Consider the following 23503-nt stretch of genomic DNA (forward strand, 5'->3'; position numbering starts at 1 on the left):
ATGTAACCTTGAGATGGCACAACCGACTTTGAACGTGACATCCTACGGCATAACTTTAGTACAGTATAATACGAAAGTGCTGTGCGGAGCCAATGTTTTTTAATAACAGTTGTTCATAACAAATAATCCCCTGCCCTTGACAAGGACAGAGGATATAACGAAGCTAGACCATTCTATGCGCGGGAAATGTATTTACCATCGCGTGTATCAATCAGTAGTACATCATCCTGGTTGATAAACAAAGGAACCTGAACATTTAGTCCTGTTTCAACTTTAGCATTTTTGGTAGCACCTGTAGCGGTGTTGCCTTTAATGCCCGGCTCCGTGTCAATAACCTTCAGCTCTACGCTGTTAGGCAGGTTAATCCCGAGAATTTCACCATTATAGCTAATGATGTTTACATTCATGTTTTCTTGCAGGAAGTTAAGTTCCCATTTCAGTTGATCACTGGAAAGATTGAATTGATCGTATGTTTCGTTGTCCATGAATGTATGCTCGTCTGCGCTCGCATAGAGATAGGACACACCACGGTTTTCAATTTGCGCGCGGCCAATCGTTTCACCCGCACGGAATGTACGTTCAACCGTGTTGCCGTTACGCAGGTTTTTCAGCTTGGAGCGCACGAATGCCGCACCTTTACCTGGTTTTACGTGTTGGAAGTCCAGCACTGTAAAAATATCTCCGTCTACCTCGACGGTCAAGCCTGTTTTGAAATCATTAACGTTAATCACTAAAATACCCCTCCTACAGGACTGTTATCGTTATTAAACGACTGTAAATTCTTTGCTTGAATGTGTTAATACCTTGATGCCGCTATCTGTAATAACGATATCATCCTCGATCCGTACGCCGCCCAATCCAGGTACATAAATACCTGGTTCAACCGTTACAACCATGCCAGGCTCCAAAATATCATCGCTCGCCTTCGACAGACGCGTGGATTCATGGACTTCCAGACCCAAACCATGACCTGTGCTGTGTCCGAAATTGTCTCCATAGCCATGGCTTGCAATAATATCCCGTGTCAGCGCATCCGCTTCTCGGCCCGTCATGCCCGGCTTAATATGTTCCAACGCGTGAAGCTGCGCCTTGAGCACAATATCGTAGATCTCACGTAGCTGCGGCGACAAATCCCCTTGTGTAGCTACTGTACGTGTCAAATCGGAGCAATAGCCATCCAGCAACGCACCGAAATCAAACGTAATCAGTTCGCCCGCTTGTACCAACTTGGAGCTAGCTACACCGTGAGGCAGTGCCGAACGAACCCCGGATGCCACAATCGTGTCAAAGGAGGAAGACGTAGCTCCCTGCTTGCGCATGAAGAATTCCATTTCCAGATCCAGCTCACGCTCGCTGACACCCGGTTTGATGTAAGGCAAAATGTGTGCAAATGTAGCATCTGCCAAATCCGCCGCCCGCTGCATCACTTCCAGTTCTTCCGCATCCTTGTACACCCGTAGCTTTTCTACAATTCCCGATACCGGAATCAATGTAACAGGGGACAAATCTTCACTGTAAGCTTTATGCGTCGCAACAGATACATGATCCTGCTCGAAGCCTGTTTCGCCGATCTGATGGGAGGACAACAGCTCTTTCACCGTTTCCATGACTTGCGCAGCGTGCTGCACCACCGTAAAGCCTGCCGCTTGTTCGGCCGCCTGTGTCATATAACGAAAGTCGGTCAGCAGATAGCTGTGAGATTCCGTAATCAGCACATAACCCGACGAACCAGTGAATCCTGTCAAATATCGGCGGTTGACAGGGCTTGTAATCAATATAGCCCGCAGATCATGCTCGCCCAGCGCCTGCCGCAGCTTTAACACCCGGTCATTCTTCATCTTTCATCCCGCTCCCCTCTGTCAAATAACCAAATGCTATTTTAACACAGGCGATAGCCGCTTGAGAAGTTTTTGTTGTGCTCAGTCCCCAGCTTTCTCAGGCTCGCGCTTTCTCTCGTCCGTATACTCAACAGCAACGGTGTATCCGATAAATAATCCCCACAGTATAAATACACAAATTTCCGTATAAATGGAGTTCCAGGTTAAACGATAAAGCGGATTCATCATTCCAAGCTTGGGACCTATCAACACGAATAAAATAACCCACCATACCAAGCCGTAAACGATGCCGGGCGCAGGCCCCTTATACCTACGCAACATCAATGTGTACACCAGTGACGCTACAACGGATAATGCGATAAAAAACAATAAACCCACCAGATGTCCCGCCGTTGTTTTCATGAACGAATGTTTAAAAAAAGGCTCTGCCAAAAATGCCGGTGCGACTACCGTAAAATGTAACGTATAAAACAACCAGCGCAGTAATCCCCAGAGCAAGCCTGCAAAAAATCCCAATTCGAGTGCAAAAGGAATAAGCGGCGTATGTATTTTGCCCGACTGCTGTCTTCCTCGACTGCTATTATTGTTATTATGGTCGCGTTGATCCTGAGATTCGCCAGACCGATCCTGATCATGGCCTGCATTGGGTATGGAGTAGGTTTCACTCATGTTGTTTGATCCCCTTTCAAGATGCAAAACTTTTTCCATGCTAAAAGGATGACTTTTATTGGCGCATGATGAAGGCTGCATTTCCGATGGATTCGTGCATATCCATTTTGCTAGGTAGTATGCTCCGATGGGGATGAGTTTAACACTGAACTTGATGAGTGGTTGTTATATGATGAGGAGGTTGTGTGGCGAAGACTGCTTGTGACTTCTACTACGTGTGTATCTGGCCGCTACGCGAACGGATCATTCTTCCGATCGCTGTTGCCTCCAGATTTCTGATTTATACCCCCAAGGGTAGAAGTCCGGAGGCAAAGGCGAACGCTATCGCTTCTTCAGAACGATTCCGTTCTCTCCGCTGCTTTATGTTGGTTAAGCCAACTTTTTTGCTTTTCAACACCCACAACGAGCATTAGAAAAGAAACGTATTTACGTTTATTATTCAACATTCAAAAGCTCTGAGTCTAAAAATTCACATCACTTTTTGCGTTAAAAAGGTTAATTACGCAGACCAAGGCATTGATACCATATTTAAATACATCACTTGTTAAGGTTAAAGCCAGTAAAATCGGACTTTTAGTAAATGTTGATACAGGAATTTTACTACGGAGGCAAGAGCTTCGCAAATTTTTCCCAACCGTAAGGCTTTTAAATTCGGTACAAGCTAAAAAGGACTAAAAGCCTTCTGGCTGTAAGGCCAACCCGATTTTTACTCTAAAATAGAGTTTGGGAAAATAGAAGTAGAAGCACACATCAAACTAATAACGTGCCTTTTTATCATTTAAAGTCCAACTTACTCTCCCAAACCAAGACAAATCGAGAGGCAGGTAACAGCGGAAAGCTCGGAATCGTCCTGAAGAAGCGGTAGCGTTCGCCTTTATCCCCGGATTTTTACCATTACATCTTTTACAAAATCAAAAAATCTGGGGATAACAGCGATCGGAAGGATGATCCGAGCTTGGAGCGACTTCCTTCACCGCTTGAAGCAGCCTAAATACTTCCTCTCATTTCCCCCAACTAGATATTCCCTTCCAAATTCGATACAATATACAAAAAAGCACGTGTAAAGAGAGGTGAGACGGTTGTCACAAGCATCCAAGCCTGTAAGCTACGGTGGTCAGGCAGTCATTGAAGGTGTCATGTTCGGCGGCAAGCGTGTCAATGTCACGGCAGTTCGCCGCAAGACTGGCGAAATCACATATTTGGAAGTACCGCGCAAGGAGCAATCCTGGGTGTCCAAATTTCGCAGAATTCCATTGTTGCGGGGAATTGTAAGCATCATCGACTCCAGCGCCAAGGGTACAAAGCATTTGAACTATTCAGCAGACGCGTATGCTGATGATGAAGTAGACCCGAAAGAACGCGCTGAACAAAAGAAAAAAGAAGAATCCCGCTGGAGCCTGAGTATGATGATCGGTGTAGCTGCGGTCGGCATTTTATCCTTCCTGTTCGGCAAAATTGTGTTGACCCTCGTTCCGGTTATCGTGGAAAACTTCCTGTTCGGAAATTTATTTCACAACCAGATTCTGCATAACCTTGCGGAAGGGGCCATTAAGCTAATTCTGCTATTGGGTTATTTATGGGGCATTTCCCAAACTCCGTTGATCAAACGACTGTTCCAGTATCACGGAGCGGAACATAAGGTGATTACCGCATATGAAGCGGGTGAAGAACTAACTCCTGCTAATGTGCAAAAATACAGTCGTCTGCATTACCGTTGCGGTAGCAGCTTCATCATGCTCACGGTGATCATCGGGGTACTCGTATATTCCCTGTTTACGTATGATAATCTGTGGGAGCGTATGGGACAGCGGCTTTTGCTGCTTCCAATCGTGCTGGGGCTTTCTTTTGAATTTCTCAAGCTAACCAATGCCCTGCGGGAGATTCCGGTACTCCGTTATTTGGGATACCCCGGCCTGTGGCTGCAACTACTTACCACCAAAGAACCGACCGATGATCAAGTAGAGGTATCCATTGCTTCATTCAAGCGTATGCTGGAATTGGATGCCGAGTTGGAAAATGTACCTGTAAAGGAGACCTTCAACAGCTCGGTCCTTGATCCTGTGAAAGGATGAGTGAAAGATGAACAGACATGCGGTTATTTTCTGGCTTACCCTTGCCTTGGGCGCATATGGGATTGTGGATATGGTATGGAGAGGAAGCTGGGGCTTTCTTATGAGTTTATTGATTCCTGTCCTTGTTTTTGCAGTTATATTTCTGCTGTACAAATACCTGCCAGGACGACGCACCCGTACTCCCAAGATTAAACCCTCTGCACGCACTATGGCCAAAACAGCCAATACACGCAAGCAGCAGACTACAGGCAAGCGCAAAGCGTATCCTTTTCATGTTATTGAAGGCTCTAAGGGCAAAAACGAAGAAGAACAACCTAAGTATCATTAGTCGATCACACTCTAACATGATACACAAAGGAGCCATCACCCGCGTAATGAAAAATGACCGGGAAATGGCTCCTTTTTTAACCTCTTGATTCCAGCTCCAACTAGCAAGTAATTATTTCATGGCATACATCGTATCCTTCATTAATTGATACTTGTTATACTGCTGTTGGTAAGAAGCGATGCTCCATTTGTGGAAAAATGCGTCTCCTGCCTGCACACCAGAATCATAAAGCAAATTGCTTTGCTCAGGAGAAATGTTGAACTGTGCTGTGCGAATGCCCAGCGTCGGGATTTTAATCGTCCGATATCGGTTCTCCTGCTCAATATAACGCTCATCATGCGCTGATAGCATCGTATCAAAAATAGCTTGCAGCATCGTCAACGGCCCCCGTATATATGAAACCTTCGTTTCGGTTCCCGTTTTGCCCACCATCTGAAAGCCTACTGTTGGAATTGTTTTGGCCTTTCGTTCATTTACAGGCTCATCAAAAAGCCATAAAGGCAGATTACTTAGCAGTGCCCCATCGACAACAAACACAAATTGCTGTGAAAATTTTTTCCCTTTCGTGTGCAAAGGATCAAGTCTTAGCATAACGGGGTCGAAAAAATATGGGATGCTTGTGCTCATCCGAATGGCTTTGGCCACCTCCAGTGAAGAGGAGTTCATACCGAAACGTTTGATATCCTCAGGAAGCACCAGAATGCGTCCGTTCGTTATGTCTGAAGCAATAATGCGCAGCTTGCCTGGAGGCAGATCCGCGAACGTACGCACTCCCTTGGCAAGCAACAGCTCCCGCACCCAATGCTCCAATGCTTCTCCGGAGTACAGCCCTTTTTTAAGAAAAATACGAGCTGCCGGTCCAACCCATTTGATGTTAAACACCGGAGAACGCCGTAACAAGCTGACCAAGGGGGTTTTCTCGATCACGGCTTTCATTTCATCTGCTGAATATCCTGCCGCCAACAAAGCAGCTACAATAGCACCTGATGATGTACCCGCTACACGGTTGAATACAATTTCATGCTCCTCCGCAGCCTTGACTGCACCCGCCAGCGATATACCCTTAACCCCTCCACCCTGGAACACAGCATTGATCAGCATAGATCAAAAAACCTCCGTTCTCTTGGGAGTAAGCAGTACTACTGCTTATGTATGAGAACGGAGGCTTATTTAGAACCTATATGATCCATTTTACATAATTATTGATAATAATTTTGAAGAAGCTGAATGAGTCCGTACGGATTTTTCCGTAAATGCTGGGCACTAAAATAAATGTCCCCTTTGATCTGGTTATAATTTTCGTTCAGCTTGAGTTGCTTAATCAGCTCTTCGGCAGATTGCCAGCCCTTTTCAGGAGTGCCGATTTTATAAGGAGAATGTCCGATGTACAGCTTAACATCTGAATTTTTGACCTCATTGGACCACCATGCCACAAGCTTGTCATAGCCAGCGGCCGGGAAACCGATACTCCAATAAATCTGTGGAGCTACATAATCAATCCAGCCTTTGTTAATCCAGGTACGTACATCGGCAAATGTCGTATCATACGCTGTAACGCCTGCCTTCGTATCTGATCCGGTTAAGTCCTGAGACTTGTTGCGCCACACTCCAAAAGGACTAATACCGAATTGCACTTTGGACTTGCTTGCATGAATGCTTTTGCCCAAATCACGGACAAAGCTGTTCACATTATCTCTCCGCCAGTCGCCTTTGTTAGAGATTTTGTTGGCATTATAAGCTTGAAAAGTCGCATCATCATCAAAAGTACCGCTGTATGGATAGAAATAGTCATCCAAATGAACGCCGTCAATATCATATCCGTCCACAACCTCCATAATCGCAGCAATGACATGCTGGCGAGCGGCGGGAATACCGGGATTGATGTATAGCTGACTGCCATTCTTAACGATCCAATCCGGATGTTGGTTAGCGACATGGTTTGCAGCTAAACCACTGGTCGTTCCTGTAGAATTGGCGCGGAAAGGGTTGAACCAGGCATGGAACTCCATCCCCCGCTTGTGCGATTCACTAATCATAAATTTTAAAGGATCATAGCCCGGATTTTTACCCTGGGTGTTCGTCAGGTACTTGCTCCATGGCACAAGATTGGACGGATACAGCGCATCCCCGCTGGCCCGGACCTGAACAAAAACCGCATTAATACCCATACCCTGCAAATCATCAAGCATTTTGGTAAATTCCTGCTTTTGCTTCTCGGTGCTGCTTCGGGCGGCGGAAGAAGGCCAATCCCCGTTAATCGTAGAAATCCAAGCCCCGCGCATGGAAGTCGAAGCTTTCACTTGCACGACATTTCCCTGCGAAGAATTGGAGCTGCCCTCATTGGTTGATGTAGACGGAGAAGTAACACTCGCTTGCACATCATCATTGATTCCCTGATTCGTATCTACACTTCCCGGATTGTCAGATGTGGACGTATTGGAGCTGGAGCCGCCACCGGAGGATGTTGTTCCGCCAGTGGCGGCACCCTCTTTACCACTATTTAACGTAATGACTCGCTCTGAAGCCTGCCAGTCCACTTTTAATCCCAACTCTTCCCCAACAAAACGCAGCGGCACCATGACTCTTCCGCTCGTCATACGCGCAGATGCGTCCAATCGAACTGACTTGCCATTCACCATAGCACTCTGTCCGCCGTTTTCCATAGAAATGTTCTTGTCTTGTGCTGTAATGGTTACCGTACCGGACGATGCTGACCAGTTGACCTGAGCGCCTAATCCCTCACTGATCACCCGCAAGGGTACCATTGTTACGTTGGCTCCCTGTACAATGTACGGCAACGCATCACTTTGCAGCGGTTGCCCGTCCAATATAATTTCAATCTCTCCGTTTGGAGCCGCTTGCGCTCCTGGCACAACTGCCGTTTGCACCGCCAGCAGTAAACCCGCAGCCAGTGCCCATGTTTTCTTCCAATTCATATGATTACAATCCTCCGCTAACCCGTTAATTTTTAACCCCTGTCTTGTCCTGCTATATAATGGATAGACGCTAATACCCGGGTATTTGTTGCGGTAGGGACAAATAAAAAAGCATCTGTCCTTACGGACGATGCCTGTCAGGAATCACCACTCAATTCCTTGTGTATATCGTGAAGCTGGCGCAAACGATCTTCATCCCGGCGGAAATATTCGACCAATGTCTCAATGCGGGTGATGGAATCCCAGCTTAAATGGTGCTCAATACCTTCCACATCTTTATAGATCAGGTCCTTGTCGACCCCAATCATATCCAGAAATTGCTCTAGTAACTGGTGGCGATCAACCAGCCGTTTGCCGACCTTTTTCCCTTTGGGTGTTAAAATTAATCCCCGATATTTCTCATATACGAGATAGTCATCCTTATCCAGCTTCTGGATCATCTTGGTAACGGACGAAGGATGGACCTCCAGACCCTCTGCGATATCCGAGACACGGGCGTATCCCTTCTCATCAATCAGCTGGTAAATGCGCTCCAAATAATCTTCCATGCTTGGCGTTGGCACTTGTTTCCCTCTTTTCTGTTATTGAACGGGCGCTTACCGCCTTCATTTCCTGCGTTGAACCTACATATGTAATGATACATGTTATCATTGCCTATTGGCAAGTCTCATCCCTCTGCTCACAGCTATTGCCACGTTTTGTTCAATTTAAGCAGGGCATACTAATAGCGTCCTTGTATCATTCTCCTATGGCATGAGTTAGAGTTGGACACCCAAGCTACTACTGGATATTTATTCCTGAAAGGAGCGTTACCCATGTCCACGCTTAAGCGTACTCCTGTCAAAACCAAAGGAACCAAACCGTTCGTGCCTGATCTGGTATTTTTCGAGCCGGACGCACTGAATTATCCCAAGGGTCAGCGTATTATGGATTGGGTCAAAGCCAAAGACATTCCGTATCGTATGACCACATCTCATAACCGGATTACCAATTTACCGGGCGAAACCGAAGTTGAAAAATATCGAATGGCGAAAAAGACGTTGGTCGTCGGTATTCGCAAAACGCTAACCTTCGACCAATCCAAGCCCTCTGCTGAATACGCCATTCCTATTTCGACCGGATGTATGGGACACTGCCACTATTGTTATTTGCAAACGACATTAGGGGCAAAGCCGTACTTACGCGTCTATGTCAATACCGATGATATCTTATCGGCAGCTAAAGGCTATATCGAGGAACGTGCACCCGAAATAACTCGTTTTGAAGCAGCCTGTACCTCCGACCCGATCGGTTTGGAGCATATCACCGGATCGCTCGGAGAATTGATTCGTTTTATGGCAGACGAAGAATTTGGTCGCCTGCGTTTTGTTACCAAATATCATCATGTCGATCCGCTGCTAGATATTCAGCATAATGGTCATACCCGCATCCGGTTTAGCATTAATTCCGATTATGTTATTAAACAGTTTGAGCCTGCGACTTCGCGCTTCGAGGAACGCATTGGAGCAGCGGGCAAAATCGCCCTAGCCGGTTATCCGCTAGGCTTTATTATCGCGCCAATCATCTGGTATGACGGCTGGGAAGAAGGATATGGCGAGCTACTGCGCAAATTGGGTGAAACCTTGCCTCAGGATGCCACAAAAGATCTGACGTTCGAATTGATCCAGCATCGTTTTACCAAAACATCCAAGGCTGTGATCGAGAAGCGTTATCCAAAAACCAAGCTGGAAATGGACATGGAGAAACGCAAGAAAAAATGGGGACGTTGGGGACAGAACAAATACGTTTATCCCGATGAACAGCAAAACGCACTGCGAGAATTTATCACCGAGCGCATTTTTGAACATTTTCCATTAAGTCGTATTGAGTATTTCACATAACCAGCATCCAATCCGGCGTAATCCGTTGTAAAAACAGCGTTACACCCGTCATATGATCCGTTACTAGCAAAATTCCGGTGATGATCAGCAGTATACCGCCTGTTTTGACGATAATTGACGTGTAACGCGAGGATAGACGAACAGAGCCGACCAGTAAAGCCAATGCAAAAAATGGAATCGCAAAACCAAGCGCGTAGCCTGTGACCAGCTTGAACCAGGTATGATGCTCTACTGCCGCCAAAGCGATAATAGCTGTCAGCATGGGACCGATACAGGGAGACCAGCCTGCCGCAAATCCGATTCCGATCACAAAGGAACCGGCATAACCGGCAGGCTTCCATGTCCAGCGAAGCTTATGCTCCTGCATCAAAATCAAAGGCCGTACCACGCCAAGAGATACCAGCCCCATCACCAAGATCAGTATCCCCGCAACCACCCTTAGCGTATCCCCATAATTGCCAAACCATTCTCCCAGCAACCCTACACTTGCACCCAAGGAATAAAACACAACGGAAAAACCCAGTACAAAAGCAAGGGTATGTCCCATCGTACGGTAACGCACCTCAGCCTTATGCCGTCCTTCGGCCAGTTCATGTGCCGACATCCCCGTCATGTAAGATAAGTAAGAGGGATACAGTGGCAAACAGCAAGGTGAAAAAAAAGAAACCAATCCTGCTATGATCGCCAACCCGGCGTTAACATCCGTCATCATCATTTCCTCCCGCCTGTCTTAAGTAAACGCGAGCAAACAAGCCCTATTACTAAAACATACGTGAGGACGCAGCAAAATATGTTGCAACCCAAAAAGCGTATGCCCCGGCATAAAAACCGAAAGACATACGCTCATTACTTGTTTTATTTATTTTACAATCGTGCCGTTAGGCATGCTTTCCGGTACTGTAGCCAGCGTAAGCTGATCTCCGTGCGATGCTGCTAAAATCATGCCTTGTGATAGCTCCCCACGCAGCTTCACAGGCTTAAGATTGGTCACACAAATCACCTTGCGTCCAACCATATCCTCCGGCGTGTAAAACTTGGCAATGCCCGATACAACCTGACGCTGCTCATAACCAAGATCAAGTTGGAGCTTCAACAGCTTGTCGGCCTTCTTCACAGGCTCACAGGCGATAACCTGAGCGACGCGCAGTTCTACCTTGGCAAAGTCCTCAATACCAATCTCTTCCTTCGCCTCTGGCGCTTCCTGGCCCGCCTCAGCCGCATTCTGCGGTTGAAGCTGCGCGGTAGCTTCCTCTGGCTTCTTGCCACCCGTCATCGCTTCAACAATGAAAGCAACCTCCTGCTCTGAATCCAGACGCGGGAAGATGGGATTGCCTTTGACCAGTTGCGTTCCTTCCGGAATGCGACCAAACTGCTTGCCGCTTTCCCATGTAGTCAGTTCACCTTCGTTGATGCCCAGCTGTTCCCAAATTTTATGCGGAGCGCGGGTCAAGAACGGCTGGAGCAAAATAGACGCGATGCGCAAGCTTTCTACCAAATGCACCATAACGGATGCCAGCTCACGGCGTTTGTCCTCATCCTTGGCCAGGTTCCATGGTTGTGTTTCGTCAATATACTTATTGCTGCGGCTAATAAATTGGCTGATCGCCGTCAGTGCCACGGAAAACTCCATGTTTTCCATCGCTTCTTCTACTTTACTGTAAGTCACTGTTGCCATTTCTTCCAAAGCCCCGTCGAATGCTGTTACATTCGCTTCATAAGCCGGAACCTTGCCTTCAAAATATTTGTCTACCATCGCTACGGTACGGTTCAACAAATTGCCCAGATCATTCGCCAAATCAGAATTGACCCGATCAACGAAGCTTTCCGGTGTAAAGGTTCCATCCGCGCCGAAAGGCACCTCGCGCAGCAAGTAGTAACGAAGTTGATCCAGACCATAGCGGTCAATCAGCGTTACAGGGTCTACGACGTTACCTTTGGACTTGGACATTTTACCGTCCTTCATGAGTAGCCAGCCGTGTGCAAATACTTTTTTAGGCAACGGGAGATCCAGCGCCATCAGCATGATTGGCCAGTAAATCGTGTGGAACCGTACAATTTCCTTCCCTACGATATGCACATTGGCAGGCCAAAATTTATCGTATAGCTCGGTATTGGAGGAACCATAGCCCAGGGCTGTAATGTAGTTGGAGAGCGCATCAATCCACACGTATACGACATGCTTCGGATCACCCTTCACCTTAACGCCCCAGTCAAAGGTTGTACGGGATACAGCCAAATCCTCCAGCCCCGGCTTGATGAAGTTGTTAATCATCTCTTTTTTACGGGATTCCGGCTGGATAAACTGCGGATTCTCCTCATAAAATTGCAGCAAACGATCAGCATACTTGCTCATACGGAAAAAGTAACACTCTTCCTTGACCAGTTCTACAGGGTGGCCACTGTCCGGGCTTTTACCTCCAGCCACGTTGCCTTCCGCATCCTTGACCACGTCAACCAGTTGAGTTTCCGTGTAATAAGTCTCGTCAGGAATGCTGTACCAGCCTTCGTATTCGCCCTTGTAAATATCCCCTTGCTTGAGCAAACGATCAAATATTTCCTGTACAACGCTCTTGTGCCGTTCTTCCGTTGTGCGAATAAAATCGTCATTGGAAATATCGAGCTTCCGCCATAAGTCCTGAATCCCTGCCACAATATCGTCAACGAAACGTTGCGGTGTTTTGCCAGCCGCACTCGCCTTCTGCTCAATCTTCTGTCCATGCTCATCCGTTCCTGTCAAATAGCGCACCTCGTAGCCGCGCAGCCGCTTGTAGCGTGCCATCGCATCTCCGGCTACCGTAGTGTACGCATGACCGATATGTAGCTTGTCGCTTGGATAATAAATCGGTGTCGTAATGTAAAATGTTTTCTCATTGGACATGTGTATTGCCTCCTGTTTTGTTCATGGCAGCAAAATAAGGCATGCTCCCCTGAATTCGGTACTCCAATTCATGTTTTTCACACCAATTGGGCACAAAAAAGACCCCCGTCCCTATGGGACGAGAGTCACCTCACGCGTTACCACCCAAATTTCCCGTATCCTCGCAGACTACAGGCTTCACCAGTCACTTCTGACCGCCCATTAACGCTGGATCACGCCTTTCCCTTACGATCGCCCCTATAAACATTGAACTGCTGGCAAACACGCTCGAAAAAGGTTCCTCCAGGACCATATTCAGGCTTCGTTCCAGACCGGTTTGCAGCTAACCCCGGCTCTCTGTACTGGACGGCTGACCCTACTCATCCCTTCACAGGAAAACATTATTATCCAAAATATAACCAAACCCGCATAGCTATGTCAAGTCAATCCCTTCCCGGTACGGTCAGCAAAACGATCTTCATCGGATCTATTCGCCCTCTTTTTAGCAGGAGGCACCAGATCTACACCACCTGGATGAAAGGGATGGCACTTCGCTATACGTTTGGCGGCCAGCCAGGAGCCCTTGAGCACACCATGCACCTCCACCGCCTCAAGTGCGTACTTTGAACACGTCGGATAGAAGCGACAGGTTGGTGGCTTTAACGGTGAAATATAGGATCGGTATAACTTAATCGGAGCTTGAACCACTCTGCGTGTGGTAATCTTCATTTCAGTAGCCTCCGTGGCTGTGAGTGTGACCGCTCGCCTGTTTGTATCCCCCATTAGAATTGGCCTCTGCTTGCCCGTTCTTCTTCTGGCATTCCTTGCAATAACCGAAAATCTCAAACTTGTGTTCAACGATTTGGAACTGATCTGTCGTATCTGTCATCTGCATCGGGCAGAAAGAGATCGGTAAAGTTTTCTGACAGCTCAGGCAAATCATATGATGGTGGTGATGATGCTCATTGCAGCTCACCTTGAACTTCATCCCATCCTCAAAAGATACCTGCTCCAGGACACCCAATTCCTGCATCACACGCAAATTACGGTAAACGGTGTCAAAGCTGAGTCCGCTGTATTTTTTACCCATATATTCATAAACGTCTTTTGGGGACAGATACCCTTCATTCTCGGAAAATAACGTGGCCAGCGTCTTGCGCTGATCCGTAATACGCAGTCCCTGAGTGGACATTGTTGCGATAATTTCATCCTTTGTCAGCATGCGTTTCACCCTCCCCTGTCTGTAGTTTCAGGTTATCTGATGCAGGCTTAGGCTTGCATCTACTTATTATACCACGATTAAAGTCAAAGTTATAAGAGATATTCGCGCTCTTGATAAAGAAAAAGACGTTCTCCTGTGCTTGAACCGAATCCGCAACAGGAGAACGCCTTTATTCTGTAAGTGATCTGACTTTAAACGGTGAATGATGAGACCCTTCGGTCTAAACCGATAAACAAAACCGGATGTTCATATTAATTTTTAATAGCTGGTAATGGCATAACTACCACGGAAACTGGCAAGTTACTACCCGCCGCAGCAGTGAAATACATCTCTACACTTTCCTCGATATGACCTGTACGATACAGTACACTCATCTCATTCGGAGCCCACACGGAGCCGTTCGTCGGGATACCCACGACCTGATTATTCACCATAGCATAGCCAGAGTATTCACCACCACGCGGATTAAATGTAATCAGGGAATACGGCGCTACGCGATCCAGTTTAACCTTATACACAACACCAAAATTACCCGCATTGGAGGAAGAAGAACCGTCCAGACCGTCTGAACCAAGCAGGTTCGGGTCTACTTTATTGTCGCCAAGAACGATACGCTGAGCTGTTTTACCAACCTCTTCCGTATATTGAAGCGTAATATCCGAATTCGCATACGTTCCACGGTTATGAATGCCGTCCTTAGGCAGTTTTGCGAGAGTAGGCATTGCAGTCAACGGATCTGCATTTGCATCTAACACAACAACTGTGTATTGAATAGGTTGATCCGTATACAAGTCGGATAAGAGAGAAATGACCTGTTTTTGCTTAATTTTTTGCGCATTCAAATCCTGTAAAATAACGCGGCTTTCGCCTGGATTCAGAATTGTGCTGGAACGTTTGCTTCCATCCTGCATGGATTGAAAGTACCGCTGAATCGAAATCTTACCCGCAGCCGTCGCAAACTCAGATGGGCCGGCGAAACCGGAATTTTCGACGTTCAGATTGGTAGCAGTAATATTATTGTTGGTTGCGATAACGTACATTTTTACATCTCTGCCCGTTTCATTCACATGATGGACGAGTATACGTGTGCTGCCTGATCCCATTTCCTGATACACAATGCCATCCTGGAATACACGTTCCGGGCTGTTAGCACGGATCAGAAGGCGTGGTGAAGATGTACTGGTTACCGGAATGGTAGCCATGGTAGGCACCTGACTGCCATCTACACTGTATTTATCACCAAAGGGCGTGAAGATTTTGTTGAAATCATCTTCATTGTACAGCAGTTCATTCGTAATTTTAATCGTTTGACTTACTGTACCCGTTTCGCCATGTTTGTCGGTCACGGTCAGTGTAATGGTCACATCACCTGGCTCGAAAAACGCCAGCTTCTTGTTCACCCAGTCACGCTTGGTGATGGCATTTTCATCGTCCGTACTCAAGTCGGTAATGGTAATTTTTTCACCCATTTTGTATTCTTTTTTATCAGTCGTAAACAGAGCCACCGGCGGTTGGTTTGGCGGTCTTACTGTGATGGTCACGGAGTAAGGATCGCTCCAGTTCCCTGCCGAATCAAGAACGGAATATGTAACTACATATGTACCCGGCTCCTGAAATACATCCTGCTTGCCTTCCCAACGCTGGTTCACAATCGGAAGACCTGTAGGAGAAGATTCCTTCGTAAGATACGTAACTGTCGTTTGGCCTGCATAGATATCTTTTTGCTGAACCGTGAAGGAAGCTTTAGGCTTTTGATTCAAATCCATAATAACCTGTTTTGTAATATTATTTACAGTATAAGGAATATTCAAGGCCTGTGTAATAGAGGTCAACGGCACCATAAATACGTTCTTTTGCTGGAATGCCGGTCCCTTCATTTGTCGAGCCTCACCGTTAACCGTATAAATTTTGCTATCAGTCTTGAAGCGTAGCACGTTTGTACCTTGGGTGATAACGGTTTCCTTGGTAGCAGTGTCATAACTAAACTGTAATCCGACGCGGCTGACAAGCGAACGGATAGCTACATAAGAAACACCGTCCTTGACTGTCATCGGCTGAGTCGCCGTGTACACCTGTCCGTTTTGTTCCATTTTTGCGCTGTTCAAATACAAAATCAGTTGATTTGCACTCATGGATGTTGGAGAACCACTAGGGTTGATGATCGTTCCGTCCCCACCGTATACATCATTGGATACGTTCGATCCGTTGGTTGTATCCGTCGGCAAACCAGACAATGGATCATTGGATACGCCTGTGTTATCAGGTGTCACCATGTCATTTTGTGTTCCAGTGCTATCTTGTCCCCCGATGCTATTATCAACGCCGGAATCTGTGACATTGGCCTGAGCCTGCTGTCCGCTAACCGAATCGGTGGATTGAACAGTGGATACTGCTTCTGCTCCTACAGGGGCTACTGCAGCCACCTGGGCTACCGCAAGCGCGGTGAGCATGGTCCATTTCTTGAAATTCATTCTCTGTCTCCTTCTATTACCAAATTATTATCATCCCCGTAAAAAGTCATACTATTAGACGCGGCTGTTGCCCAAAAGTTGCTGGGAATTTTTCTGAACATGAAAAAAAGGGAACTTTCTCCTGTGGCTGCAAGAAATACTACAACAAAAAAACGCCGCCCCATCTGACCTGATGGGGCGGCGGCTTCATAAACAGAAAGTATTTTAACGGTCATTCAACATTATGACGGACGGACGGCGACATTTATCCCTGCAGTCTCCAGACGGCCCTCTTCAATGAGACGGTAAGCCCGTTGGACCTCTTCATCTGTAGGGGAAGGAACCCCTTCCAGCGGATACGCCTTGCCGAGCATTTCCCACTTGTATACACCCATTTGATGGTAGGGTAAAATTTCGAACTTTTCGACTCCGTTCAACGTTCCGATAAACCGTCCCAAATTCAGCAGATCCTGCTCATCATCATGAATACCCGGTACAAACACGTGTCTAATCCACATCTTGCGCCCTTGTTCAGACAACCAGCGTGCCGTACTCAGCATACGGTCATTGGACTTGCCTGTAAGCTTAATATGCTTGTCGTTGTCAATATGCTTAATATCCAGCAACACCAAGTCTGTTACGTCCAGCAGTTCATGGATACGGCCTGCATCATTAAAACCGTTACTGTCCAGCGTCGTGTGCAAATTCCAGCGTTGCTTCACTTCTTTGAACAGCTCTGCTACAAAATGAGCTTGCAGTGTCGGTTCTCCACCGGATACGGTCAATCCGCCTCCCGAAGAACGGTAGTAGGCTAAATATGGCTCAATTTCAGCCAATACCTCTTTCAGTGTCATTGGATTGCCTTCATTTAAAGCCCAGGTGTCCGGGTTGTGGCAATATTGACATTTTAACAAGCATCCTTGCATAAAAAGCACGAAGCGGATGCCAGGACCATCTACGGTCCCGAAGGTTTCCAATGAGTGTATGTGACCTTTCAGCATGTTGCATCTTCCTTCCCGCATCCGCTATGCGTGCGTCGTTGTAATATGTGATACGTAAAGCTTTGTTACATTGTACCGTGGAAAGTACGATTAATGACATCCAGCTGTTGTTCACGAGTCAGCTTGATAAAGTTAACGGCATAGCCTGATACGCGAATCGTAAGCTGTGGATAGTTTTCTGGGTGATCCATCGCATCCAGCAATTGTTCACGAGCAAACACGTTAACGTTCAGATGATGCGCATGGCTTCCAAAGTAGCCGTCCATCATGGAAACGAGATTCGTTTTGCGTGTTTCTTCTTCTTTACCCAGTGCTTTAGGCACGATAGAGAAGGTATTCGAGATACCATCCAGACTGTGCTCGTAAGGCAACTTAGCTACGGAGCTAAGGGAAGCCAAAGCACCTTTTTTGTCGCGTCCGTGCATTGGGTTCGCACCTGGTGCAAACGGTTCGCCAGCTTTACGTCCATCCGGTGTTGTACCTGTTTTCTTACCGTACACCACGTTGGAAGTAATGGTCAATACAGATTGAGTAGGAATCGCATTCCGGTAAGCTTTGTGCTTGCGGATCATGCCCATGAAGGACTCTACCAGTTCTACTGCGATGTTATCTACACGATCATCGTTATTACCGTAGCAAGGGTATTCCCCTTCAATTTCAAAGTCAATGGCGATGCCTTTTTCGTTACGGATCGGTTTCACCTTCGCATGTTTAATGGCGCTCAGGGAATCGGCTGCAACGGACAGACCAGCAATACCACAAGCCATCGTACGGACAATATCACGGTCATGCAACGCCATTTCAATCCGTTCGTAGCTGTACTTGTCATGCATGTAGTGAATAACGTTCAAAGTGTTCATGTACAGTTTTGCCAACCATTCCATCATTGGCTTGAAGCGGCTCAGCACTTCCTCGTAATCCAACACTTCACCTGTAATTGCAGGATATTCAGGGCCCACTTGAGCACCTGATTTTTCATCCACACCACCGTTGATGGCATACAACAAAGCTTTAGCCAAGTTGGCACGGGCACCAAAGAATTGCATTTGTTTACCGATTTTCATTGCCGATACACAACAAGCGATACCATAATCATCGCCATAAATCGGACGCATCAGATCATCATTTTCATACTGAATGGAGCTAGTTTCAATAGAAACTTTGGCACAATATTTTTTGAAACCTTCAGGCAATTTTTCTGACCACAGTACAGTCAGGTTTGGCTCCGGTGCAGGTCCCAAATTGTATAGAGTGTGCAAGAAACGGAAGCTGTTTTTAGTAACCCGAGTTTCTCCAGTAATGGACATACCGCCAATGGATTCAGTTACCCATGTTGGGTCTCCGCTGAACAGTTCATTATAATCAGGTGTGCGCAGGAATTTAACAATACGCAGTTTCATAACAAAATGATCGACCAATTCTTGTGCTTGCTCTTCTGTCATTGCGCCTTCTTCCATATCCCGTTGAGTATAAATATCAAGGAAGGAAGATACACGTCCCAAGGACATTGCTGCACCATTTTGTTCTTTGATCGCTGCAAGATAGCCAAAATACACCCATTGGAAAGCTTCTTTTGCGTTGTTAGCAGGCTTTGAGATGTCGAAACCATGCTCAGCAGCCATTTGTTTCAGCTCGTTCAAAGCGCGAATTTGCTCGGAAATTTCTTCACGCAGACGAATTACGTCTTCTTCCATGGAATCCACTTCAAGGCTTTTCAGTTGAGCCTTTTTGTCTTTAATCAGGAAGTCTGCGCCGTACAGTGCTACACGACGGTAGTCACCGATAATGCGACCACGACCATATGCATCTGGCAAACCAGTGATAATACCCGCTTTACGAGCTGCTCTCATATCATCGGTATAAGCGTCGAATACACCCTGATTATGCGTTTTGCGAATATGAGTGAAGATATCAACAATGCTTTGCGGTACTTCAAAGCCATAGGCTTTGCAAGCGTCGATCATCATCCGGATTCCACCAAACGGCTGCAAAGAGCGTTTGAATGGAGCGTCTGTTTGTACACCGACAACTTGTTCTTTATCCCGGTCTAGATAGCCCGGCTTATGTGAAATAATGGTGGATGGCGTATTCACGTCTACATCAAGCACGCCACCGTTTGCCAACTCTTTTTTGGTAAGATCGGATACAATATCCCACAGTGCAGTTGTGTTGGCAGTAGGACCAACTAGAAATTCCTCGTTACCGACATAAGGTAAGATATTGGTTTCAATAAAATCGTTGACGTTGACTTCTTTAGTCCATTTACCTTTTTTGAAACCTCTCCAGCCAGATTGTTGCTCTTGTAATTCTCTCTCAATCACCGACATGTAAATCCCTCCAAATTGTTTGGTCTTCCGGACTTGTGATTTTTTTCACATTAAAATAGTGTCTCGAGCCCGGCCTTTTCACCGATGCCTTACGCTCAGTGTCGGGACCTTTCTTACACCCTTATTGTAGAATAATGATAGAGTGTAGTATGTGACAAAAATCACAATACAGGTGACATTTATCACTTTATTTTCTTTAGCTTCACGCCCGTACTTTTATCCTTGCCGTTCACCCCCCTTCCCAAACCAACAGGCCCTCTATATAGAGAGCCTGCGTTGGTATTAACGGGAAAATGCTTAGTCACAAGCCTCTTCGTACCTATATATTATTGGTCAAAACGTCCGTAGAAGGCATTGCGGTATACATCAGCCAATTCGGTAACCAGCGGCAGCTTCGGATTCGCAGTTGTACATTGATCCTCAAAAGCGCGGTCAGCCAGATAATCTACACGCGATTCAAAATCCTTCGCATCGAAGCCGATTTGCTGGAACGATTCCTCGATACCGAGTGTTTTGTTCAACTTGCGGATCGCTTCGATCAGACTGTTAACCCCTTCTTCCGTTGTACGGGCAGGCAGTCCCAGTATGCGTGCAATTTCTGCATAACGCTCATCCGCAACAAAGTGCGAATATTTAGGGAACGAAGCAAACTTCGTTGGTTTTTTCGCATTATAACGAATGACGTGTGGTAACAAAATGGCATTCGTGCGACCGTGCGCTGTATGGTATTGTCCGCCCCATTTGTGCGCAAGACTGTGGTTAATACCCAGGAATGCATTGGCAAACGCCATCCCTGCCAGTGTGGAAGCATTATGCATTTTTTCACGAGCCAGCTTGTCGCCAGTCAGAGCCGATTGCTCCAGGTATTGGAATACCAGTTGAATGGCTTTAATCGCCAGACCGTCTGTGTAGTCACTAGCCATTACGGACACGTAGGCCTCGATAGCATGCGTCAGTACGTCCATACCTGTATCCGCTACAGCTGTTTTAGGCAGCGAGTATACAAACTCAGGGTCAATAATTGCCACATCAGGAGTCAGCTCATAGTCAGCCAGCGGATACTTCGTGTTGCCCTGATTTTTGTCTGTAATAACTGCGAACGACGTAACTTCCGAACCTGTACCCGAGGTTGTAGGAATGGCTACAAATTGTGCCTTCTGACCAAGACGCGGGTATTTGTAGATCCGTTTGCGGATATCCATGAATTTTTGTTTCAAGTTGTTGAAATCAGTATCTGGGTATTCATAGAACATCCACATGCCTTTAGCCGCATCCATCGGCGAACCGCCGCCCAATGCAATAATGCAATCCGGTTGGAAACGTCTCATCATTTCAGTACCACGTTCTACCGTAACTGTCGATGGATCTGGCTCTACTTCAGAGAACACTTCGATAGCTACTGGCGTTTGGCGTTGGTGTAAATAATGAATGACACGATCCACATATCCGAGTTTCACCATCATAGGGTCTGTGATAATGGCTACACGTGTGATATCAGGCATTTTAGCAAGATACTGAGTCGAATTTTTTTCGAAATAAATTTTGGAAGGTACTTTGAACCATTGCATATTCACCGTTCGTTTCGCCACCCTTTTCACATTAATCAAGTTGACTGCCGATACGTTCGACGAAGTCGAGTTACGTCCGTACGAACCACAACCCAGTGTCAGCGATGGAAGGTTGGTGTTGTAGAGGTCACCGATCGCACCATGTGTGGAAGGCGAATTTACAATGATACGGCCTGTTTGCAAACGGTTTGCGAACCGAGCGATAACGTCCTCATCGTTCGAATGAATAGCGGACGAGTGGCCCATGCCCCCGAATTCCACGACTTCAGCAGCGCGTTGAATACCTTGTTCCGCATTTTTCACTTTATAGCAAGCCAATACAGGACTCAATTTTTCCGCAGACAATGGGAATTTTGTTCCTACCCCTTCAATCTCAGCGACCAAAATTTTAGTTCCTGCTGGTACTGTGATACCACTCATTTCAGCAATTTTTACAGCAGACTGCCCGACAATAGCTGGGTTCACTGCACATTTCTCGACATTCATAGCTCCTTGAGTGAGCTTAGCTGCTTCTTCTTTATTTACAAAATAGCAGCCGTTAGCGATCATCAATTTTTTCACTTGTTCGAAGATTGGCTCTTCGATAATAACCGCTTGCTCGGAAGCACAAATCATACCGTTGTCAAAAGATTTGGAGAGGATGAGATCGTTCACAGCCTGCTTGATGTCTGCTGTTTTTTCAATAAAGCAAGGCACGTTACCTGGGCCTACACCCAGAGCAGGTTTACCGCAGCTATATGCCGCCTTAACCATGCCTGATCCACCAGTTGCCAGAATCAGCGCCACATCCGGGTGATTCATGAGTGAATTTGTCTTATCCATCGATGGAGCTTCAATCCATTGAATACAATCTGCCGGAGCACCATGTTTGACGGCTGCTTCAAGCAAAACGCGAGCTGCTTCCGCACTACACGATTGAGCGGATGGATGGAAACCAAAGATGATCGGGTTACGTGTTTTAATAGCAATCAACGCTTTGAACATTGTAGTTGAAGTCGGATTAGTCACTGGAGTGATCCCCATAATGATGCCGACGGGCTCTGCTATTTTTTGAAAACTGTCAAAGTCATTATCTTCAATGACACCAACGGTTTTTTCATTTTTGATGCTATGATAGACATATTCTGTTGCAAACATGTTTTTAATGATTTTGTCCTCATACACACCGCGTCCTGTTTCTTCAACAGCCAGCTTCGCCAGATGCATGTGCTTATCCATCCCTGCGATTGCCATAGCTTGTACGATTTCGTCAATCTGCTCCTGATTCATACTCATAAAAGCCTTCTGTGCCCGGTTCCCCCGGTCAATCAGTGTTTGAATATACTGCTCAGCGCTTTGCTCTTTTTGGATAACCTCGTTTTTAACAGCCATTTCCCTCATCCTCCTGTTATCTCGTGTACTATCTCTTGTTCACGCACTGATCGTAACACAGCTTTTCAAGATATATTGTGATTTTTTTCACAATCTATTTAAAATTTTATTTTATGAAGTGAATTAAATCACAAAGTTTGGAATTCTGCCACTTTTACCCCCTCTTCTTGCCCCAAAAACGCATAGCACAGGTATATAATGAATTTGAATTGATCAAGTTGCAGATAAAAAAACAAAGGAAACAAAGGGGAAATGGACGATGAGAAACCCTGCAAACGTAATGGAAGCCCGCGGCAACACCTGTTGCTTCTCGGAGACCAGCTTCAACCGGCTGCAAGTGATGATGAAAGATCGGGTCATGCCAGAAAGCTCACATCTGTTCTGGGAAGGAGATACAGCGGATAAGCTGTTTTATATCAAGCGCGGACGCGTGAAAGTAACGAAAACAACGGATGAGGGTAAGGAACTTATACTATATATGTACCAAAGCGGCGATCTGATTGGTCAAGCTGATCCATTTTTCGGTACCAAGCACTCCTTTTCTGCCGAAGTTCTGGAGGACAGTGATATCGGTGTTGTCGATCATACGGATTTGGAGCTGCTTATTTGCCAGCACTGTGATTTTGCCATTGACTTTATGAAATGGATGGGGTCCCACCACCGTATTACTCAGACCAAATTTCGTGATCTGATGATGTACGGCAAGCCCGGTGCTCTATGCTCCACGCTAATCCGCCTGTGTAACACCTATGGTGAGCCTCATGGGGAACATATCCTTATTCATAAAAAAATCACTCATACCGACCTCTCCAATATGATCGGTGCCACCCGCGAAAGTGTAAACCGGATGCTGAGTGATTTGCGTAAAAAAAATGCAGTCGAATATGATAATGGCATGATCGTCGTAAAGGATTTGGAAATGCTGCAAGGTGTATGTCATTGTGAGCTGTGCCCGCGTGAGATTTGCCGGATCTAAATTATTGT

19 protein-coding genes are annotated in these 23503 nt (G+C 46.3%); 4 read left to right on the top strand and 15 right to left on the bottom strand.

Annotated elements, in window-relative coordinates; translation table 11 throughout:
- Positions 1-173: 173 nt before the first annotated feature.
- The 3 genes from efp to ABIA61_RS06885 all read right to left on the bottom strand — a co-directional run bounded on the left by efp (position 174) and on the right by ABIA61_RS06885 (position 2507).
- Positions 174-731 carry an elongation factor P gene (gene efp / locus ABIA61_RS06875; protein WP_044647663.1) on the bottom strand — a complete coding sequence of 186 codons (558 nt, stop codon included), beginning with the start codon at positions 729-731 and terminating at the stop codon, positions 174-176.
- 33 nt (positions 732-764) lie between these two features.
- Complete coding sequence (locus ABIA61_RS06880; RefSeq protein WP_283652321.1) at positions 765-1838, bottom strand: M24 family metallopeptidase; 1074 nt, start codon at positions 1836-1838, stop codon at positions 765-767.
- Between the two features lie 81 nt (positions 1839-1919).
- Entirely contained in the window at positions 1920-2507 is a 588-nt protein-coding gene (locus tag ABIA61_RS06885; RefSeq protein ID WP_283652322.1) for a YqhR family membrane protein, read from the bottom strand.
- 1079 nt (positions 2508-3586) lie between these two features.
- Between ABIA61_RS06885 and ABIA61_RS06890 the strand changes: the two genes are divergently transcribed.
- Both ABIA61_RS06890 and ABIA61_RS06895 read left to right on the top strand, forming a co-directional pair.
- Positions 3587-4579 (top strand): DUF1385 domain-containing protein, encoded by a 993-nt coding sequence (locus tag ABIA61_RS06890; RefSeq protein WP_283652323.1) that lies wholly within the window; start codon positions 3587-3589, stop codon positions 4577-4579.
- A 7-nt stretch (positions 4580-4586) separates the two neighbouring features.
- Positions 4587-4907: a hypothetical protein gene (locus ABIA61_RS06895; protein ID WP_404580508.1), complete on the top strand. Its 321-nt coding sequence runs from the start codon at positions 4587-4589 to the stop codon at positions 4905-4907.
- 111 nt (positions 4908-5018) lie between these two features.
- On the opposite strand, the gene ABIA61_RS06900 is transcribed toward ABIA61_RS06895, so the two are convergent.
- From ABIA61_RS06900 to mntR, 3 genes are all read right to left on the bottom strand, one after another.
- Positions 5019-6008 (bottom strand): patatin-like phospholipase family protein, encoded by a 990-nt coding sequence (locus tag ABIA61_RS06900; RefSeq protein WP_283652325.1) that lies wholly within the window; start codon positions 6006-6008, stop codon positions 5019-5021.
- A 98-nt stretch (positions 6009-6106) separates the two neighbouring features.
- Positions 6107-7843, bottom strand: coding sequence for a family 10 glycosylhydrolase (locus ABIA61_RS06905; RefSeq protein WP_283652326.1), 1737 nt, complete (start codon positions 7841-7843; stop codon positions 6107-6109).
- 137 nt (positions 7844-7980) lie between these two features.
- Positions 7981-8406 (bottom strand): transcriptional regulator MntR, encoded by a 426-nt coding sequence (mntR, locus tag ABIA61_RS06910; protein WP_007430946.1) that lies wholly within the window; start codon positions 8404-8406, stop codon positions 7981-7983.
- A gap of 252 nt (positions 8407-8658) precedes the next feature.
- On the opposite strand from mntR, the gene splB reads away from it, so the two are divergent.
- Entirely contained in the window at positions 8659-9723 is a 1065-nt protein-coding gene (gene splB / locus ABIA61_RS06915; RefSeq protein ID WP_283652327.1) for a spore photoproduct lyase, read from the top strand.
- Here the strand turns inward: splB and ABIA61_RS06920 are convergent.
- The 9 genes from ABIA61_RS06920 to adhE form a co-directional block, all read right to left on the bottom strand.
- Complete coding sequence (locus tag ABIA61_RS06920) at positions 9716-10432, bottom strand: cytochrome c biogenesis CcdA family protein (RefSeq protein ID WP_404580509.1); 717 nt, start codon at positions 10430-10432, stop codon at positions 9716-9718. The two genes, splB and ABIA61_RS06920, sit on opposite strands and share 8 nt — an antisense overlap.
- A gap of 150 nt (positions 10433-10582) precedes the next feature.
- Positions 10583-12601 carry a methionine--tRNA ligase gene (metG, locus tag ABIA61_RS06925; RefSeq protein ID WP_404580510.1) on the bottom strand — a complete coding sequence of 673 codons (2019 nt, stop codon included), beginning with the start codon at positions 12599-12601 and terminating at the stop codon, positions 10583-10585.
- 417 nt (positions 12602-13018) lie between these two features.
- The gene (gene yidD, locus ABIA61_RS06930) at positions 13019-13309 is read right to left on the bottom strand and encodes a membrane protein insertion efficiency factor YidD (protein ID WP_283652329.1); all 291 of its coding nucleotides are present in this window, start codon (positions 13307-13309) and stop codon (positions 13019-13021) included.
- 1 nt (position 13310) lies between these two features.
- Positions 13311-13802: a Fur family transcriptional regulator gene (locus ABIA61_RS06935; RefSeq protein ID WP_044647275.1), complete on the bottom strand. Its 492-nt coding sequence runs from the start codon at positions 13800-13802 to the stop codon at positions 13311-13313.
- Between the two features lie 251 nt (positions 13803-14053).
- Complete coding sequence (locus ABIA61_RS06940) at positions 14054-16273, bottom strand: copper amine oxidase N-terminal domain-containing protein (RefSeq protein WP_404580511.1); 2220 nt, start codon at positions 16271-16273, stop codon at positions 14054-14056.
- Positions 16270-16488 carry a hypothetical protein gene (locus ABIA61_RS06945; protein ID WP_404529613.1) on the bottom strand — a complete coding sequence of 73 codons (219 nt, stop codon included), beginning with the start codon at positions 16486-16488 and terminating at the stop codon, positions 16270-16272. Before ABIA61_RS06945 ends, ABIA61_RS06940 begins: the two co-directional genes overlap by 4 nt.
- 6 nt (positions 16489-16494) lie before the next feature.
- On the bottom strand, positions 16495-17253 hold the full coding sequence (gene pflA, locus ABIA61_RS06950; protein WP_283652331.1) for a pyruvate formate-lyase-activating protein: 759 nt from the start codon (positions 17251-17253) through the stop codon (positions 16495-16497).
- A gap of 65 nt (positions 17254-17318) precedes the next feature.
- Positions 17319-19580, bottom strand: coding sequence for a formate C-acetyltransferase (pflB, locus tag ABIA61_RS06955; RefSeq protein ID WP_283652332.1), 2262 nt, complete (start codon positions 19578-19580; stop codon positions 17319-17321).
- Positions 19581-19906: 326 nt separating this feature from the next.
- Positions 19907-22519 (bottom strand): bifunctional acetaldehyde-CoA/alcohol dehydrogenase, encoded by a 2613-nt coding sequence (gene adhE / locus ABIA61_RS06960; RefSeq protein WP_283652333.1) that lies wholly within the window; start codon positions 22517-22519, stop codon positions 19907-19909.
- 259 nt (positions 22520-22778) lie between these two features.
- Between adhE and ABIA61_RS06965 the strand changes: the two genes are divergently transcribed.
- Positions 22779-23495, top strand: a complete 717-nt coding sequence (locus ABIA61_RS06965; RefSeq protein WP_283652334.1) for a Crp/Fnr family transcriptional regulator — start codon at positions 22779-22781, stop codon at positions 23493-23495.
- Positions 23496-23503: the final 8 nt, after the last annotated feature.

This window comes from Paenibacillus sp. RC21, from assembly GCF_044907935.1.
In the GTDB taxonomy this organism is placed as follows: Bacteria; Bacillota; Bacilli; order Paenibacillales; family Paenibacillaceae; genus Paenibacillus; species Paenibacillus terrae_A.

What these genes read in the sequence shown, in the direction of transcription:
- ABIA61_RS06880 (WP_283652321.1), bottom strand. Translation starts at nt 1,838, where the DNA reads ATGAAGAATGACCGGGTGTTAAAGCTGCGGCAGGCGCTGGGCGAGCAT.
- ABIA61_RS06885 (WP_283652322.1), bottom strand. Translation starts at nt 2,507, where the DNA reads ATGAGTGAAACCTACTCCATACCCAATGCAGGCCATGATCAGGATCGG.
- ABIA61_RS06895 (WP_404580508.1), top strand. Translation starts at nt 4,587, where the DNA reads ATGAACAGACATGCGGTTATTTTCTGGCTTACCCTTGCCTTGGGCGCA.
- ABIA61_RS06900 (WP_283652325.1), bottom strand. Translation starts at nt 6,008, where the DNA reads ATGCTGATCAATGCTGTGTTCCAGGGTGGAGGGGTTAAGGGTATATCG.
- ABIA61_RS06905 (WP_283652326.1), bottom strand. Translation starts at nt 7,843, where the DNA reads ATGAATTGGAAGAAAACATGGGCACTGGCTGCGGGTTTACTGCTGGCG.
- splB (WP_283652327.1), top strand. Translation starts at nt 8,659, where the DNA reads ATGTCCACGCTTAAGCGTACTCCTGTCAAAACCAAAGGAACCAAACCG.
- ABIA61_RS06920 (WP_404580509.1), bottom strand. Translation starts at nt 10,432, where the DNA reads ATGACGGATGTTAACGCCGGGTTGGCGATCATAGCAGGATTGGTTTCT.
- metG (WP_404580510.1), bottom strand. Translation starts at nt 12,601, where the DNA reads ATGTCCAATGAGAAAACATTTTACATTACGACACCGATTTATTATCCA.
- yidD (WP_283652329.1), bottom strand. Translation starts at nt 13,309, where the DNA reads ATGAAGATTACCACACGCAGAGTGGTTCAAGCTCCGATTAAGTTATAC.
- ABIA61_RS06935 (WP_044647275.1), bottom strand. Translation starts at nt 13,802, where the DNA reads ATGCTGACAAAGGATGAAATTATCGCAACAATGTCCACTCAGGGACTG.
- ABIA61_RS06940 (WP_404580511.1), bottom strand. Translation starts at nt 16,273, where the DNA reads ATGAATTTCAAGAAATGGACCATGCTCACCGCGCTTGCGGTAGCCCAG.
- ABIA61_RS06945 (WP_404529613.1), bottom strand. Translation starts at nt 16,488, where the DNA reads ATGACCGTTAAAATACTTTCTGTTTATGAAGCCGCCGCCCCATCAGGT.
- pflA (WP_283652331.1), bottom strand. Translation starts at nt 17,253, where the DNA reads ATGCTGAAAGGTCACATACACTCATTGGAAACCTTCGGGACCGTAGAT.
- pflB (WP_283652332.1), bottom strand. Translation starts at nt 19,580, where the DNA reads ATGTCGGTGATTGAGAGAGAATTACAAGAGCAACAATCTGGCTGGAGA.
- adhE (WP_283652333.1), bottom strand. Translation starts at nt 22,519, where the DNA reads ATGGCTGTTAAAAACGAGGTTATCCAAAAAGAGCAAAGCGCTGAGCAG.
- ABIA61_RS06965 (WP_283652334.1), top strand. Translation starts at nt 22,779, where the DNA reads ATGAGAAACCCTGCAAACGTAATGGAAGCCCGCGGCAACACCTGTTGC.